Raw genomic sequence first — 2,565 nt, forward strand, 5'->3', positions numbered from 1 at the left:
ACTTTCTAGGAAATAAGGTGGAACATGAGATTTTTTCGACTTGTTCAAAGTGGCCGGAGGGCATTCGGACACTCAAAATGGACGGGTCGGAAAGCGTAAGACTTCTGTTAAAGAAGCAGCATCCCGTGAAGCGTCAACCCCATTCAGCGACCATTCTAAAAAGGTGGCGTGGTGAGGAATCGCCGTCCGTTTTACGGCGGCGAGGATGTCAAAATCACAGTTATCTAAGTAGGTAGGTGTTATGTCAGACACCCCCCTTATTAAGGGGGGATCAAAGACAACATCTATCTTTTATTTAATTCCACCCACTTACTGATCTAGCTGACGGCTGACGGATCAAGACTAATTAACGCTGAATTTGGTCAAAAATCGCCCCATCAGCGAAGAATTTTTGCTGGATCGCATCCCAGCTACCGATCGCCGTATAGGAGAACAGATTCGGCACTTTTGGGTATTGTTTACTAAACTCTTTAGCCACATTAGCATTAACCGGGCGGAAACCCACCTTGGCGAATTCCCGCTGCGCTTCCGGAGTAAAGAGAAATTGGGCAAAAGCCGTCGCTACTTCCCGGGTTTTGCGTTTATCAACTATTTTATCCACTACGGCCACGGGCGGATCGATCGAAACATTGACCGAAGGAATAGTATAGGAAAAACCGGTTTCTCCTTTTTGACGGGCCAGAATCACTTCGTTTTCGTAGTTAAGCAGCACATCCCCCTGATCCTGTTTAAAGAAGACATCGCTGGCTTCCCGGGCATCTTTGGGTAGTACAGGAACGTTTTTATAGACATTGCGGACGAAACTGGTCGCTTGTGCTTGATTGCCGCCGGTCTGAGTTACCGCTCCCCACAGGGCCAGAAAATTCCACCGGGCCACCCCAGAGGTTTTCGGGTTGGCAGTGATGACTTTAATCCCCGATTTGGCTAGATCCGGCCAGTTGCGGATTGCTTTCGGATTGCCCTGACGAGTAACTAAAGCTACCACGGAACGAGTGGCGATGCCGTTATTGGGGAGTTCTTTCTGCCAACCGGGGTTAACTAAACCCGCTTTTTGCAAGCGTTCCACATCGGAACCGATAGCCAAATTTACCACATCTGCATCTAATCCGTCGATAATAGCGCGGGTTTGGGAACCAGAGCCGCCATAACTCTGTTTAATCACCACATCCTGTTTTTTCTCTCTTTTCCATTTGTTGACGAATAGAGGGATGATTTTCGAGTAGGCCGATTGAGTCACCGCGTAGGAAACCAGGGTGATTTCCACGGTTTGTTGTTTAGCTTGCTGTTTATCCGCAGCTGCCAGCAGATTACTCGATGCCGATAGGGGACTAAAAGCTAGTCCGATTCCCGTTGTGACGACGGCAGCCGTAGCGAGAGAAATAAAAGGTAATAGGGTTTTCGGTTTTTGGGGTCTAGGCTCATGGATCACGATGTCATCGGCTCCTTTGTTTATTTATGGGAGATTGCTAGGTATTTTCTCTGAAATTGTATTTTATATGAAATGAAAAACAATTTCAATACATTGAAGAAAAATTTATACACTCTTAGTTAGGTTAGATGCAAATAAATCAAGCCATTAATGGCTTGATTAGCTCAAAAAACTAGAAATATTCGATTTATATGGCTTAAATGTCCCTTTAAATCTGCCTGAAGCCTCTTTATGCTTCCAGAATAGAGATTTTATCGTTTTTATGGAGAAGAAAGAATTTTTTAGCGATCAAAAACCTCTCCCTAGGTGGCTTCACCGGTGAAGTTAGCGGACCTTAGCAACTATTCCCCTAAAATTGAAGCGGTCTAACGACTTCAATCAATGAGCAGGGTGCGTTCTCAAAAATCTATTGGTAGAACAGTAGAACTTGCATTAGGGAACGCACCCTACAGCTACAGCGATAGCTTGTGTATGTATGTTAAAATGTCTGTTATTCGAATCCAGAGGCTGAAGCCATGAGTAATAAAGAAGCAGTTATTGAGCTTGTTAAACGTCTCCCTGAGGACATTTCTTTGATAGAGATCGCTGAGCAAGTCAGGTTTATTGCCGCTATTCAAGAGGGATTTGAAGCAATTGACTTGGGTAAGGGTCTGCCAGTGGAAACGGTTGAAAAAATGATGGAATCATCGACTACAAAGTAATTCTTTCGCCCCAGGCTATTCGTGATTTAGAAACTATCGTCCGCTATGTGGCAATTACGAATCCTGAATTAGCGAAAAAATTAGGTCAACAATTACTCGATAAAACTAAAGACTTAGGTTTTTTTCCTTTTCGAGGTCGAGTAGTTCCAGAATTTAATGATGTTAACATCCGTCAATTAATTCTTAGACCCTATCGTATTATTTATCGTGTTGAAGAACCGATTCACCAAGTTAGCGTCGCTAGATTTTGGCACACAGCTAGAGGTTTTTTAGAATAGAGTTTTGCCATTTGGATGGTGATTCGGTAGTAGTGATGGTGGCTTAATCCTTTGCTTTGCTGTGCATTGTAGTCATGGATAAAATACCAAAGGGTTCCCCAACGTGATTCTCCATTTTTTTAGAGAAAGATAGACTCTGTCTCACCAGTCGAGAAAT

General features: G+C 43.7%; 4 protein-coding genes and 1 pseudogene. 2 read left to right on the plus strand and 3 right to left on the minus strand.

The genetic code is table 11. The annotated features are described in order from the left end of the window. Positions 1–72: 72 nt before the first annotated feature. Together IM479_RS05855 and IM479_RS05860 are read right to left on the minus strand one after the other, a co-directional pair. Entirely contained in the window at positions 73–252 is a 180-nt protein-coding gene (locus tag IM479_RS05855; RefSeq protein WP_287685918.1) for a hypothetical protein, read from the minus strand. A 94-nt stretch (positions 253–346) separates the two neighbouring features. Beyond that, positions 347–1,429: a sulfate ABC transporter substrate-binding protein gene (locus IM479_RS05860; RefSeq protein ID WP_287685915.1), complete on the minus strand. Its 1,083-nt coding sequence runs from the start codon at positions 1,427–1,429 to the stop codon at positions 347–349. A 515-nt stretch (positions 1,430–1,944) separates the two neighbouring features. On the opposite strand from IM479_RS05860, the gene IM479_RS05865 reads away from it, so the two are divergent. Next, a complete protein-coding gene (locus tag IM479_RS05865) occupies positions 1,945–2,130 on the plus strand; it encodes a hypothetical protein (RefSeq protein ID WP_287685916.1) in 186 nt (61 codons plus the stop codon). 47 nt (positions 2,131–2,177) lie between these two features. Next, positions 2,178–2,408 carry a type II toxin-antitoxin system RelE/ParE family toxin gene (locus IM479_RS05870; protein ID WP_287685917.1) on the plus strand — a complete coding sequence of 77 codons (231 nt, stop codon included), beginning with the start codon at positions 2,178–2,180 and terminating at the stop codon, positions 2,406–2,408. 62 nt (positions 2,409–2,470) lie between these two features. Here IM479_RS05870 and IM479_RS05875 read toward each other — a convergent pair. Continuing rightward, positions 2,471–2,565: pseudogene (locus tag IM479_RS05875) on the minus strand (IS1 family transposase); the annotation flags it as partial.

It is taken from the genome of Microcystis sp. M165S2 (genome assembly GCF_020245885.1).
Lineage (GTDB): Bacteria > Cyanobacteriota > Cyanobacteriia > Cyanobacteriales > Microcystaceae > Microcystis.

Coding starts and splice junctions, on each gene's coding strand:
- IM479_RS05865 (WP_287685916.1), top strand. CDS start 1,945: ATGAGTAATAAAGAAGCAGTTATTGAGCTTGTTAAACGTCTCCCTGAG.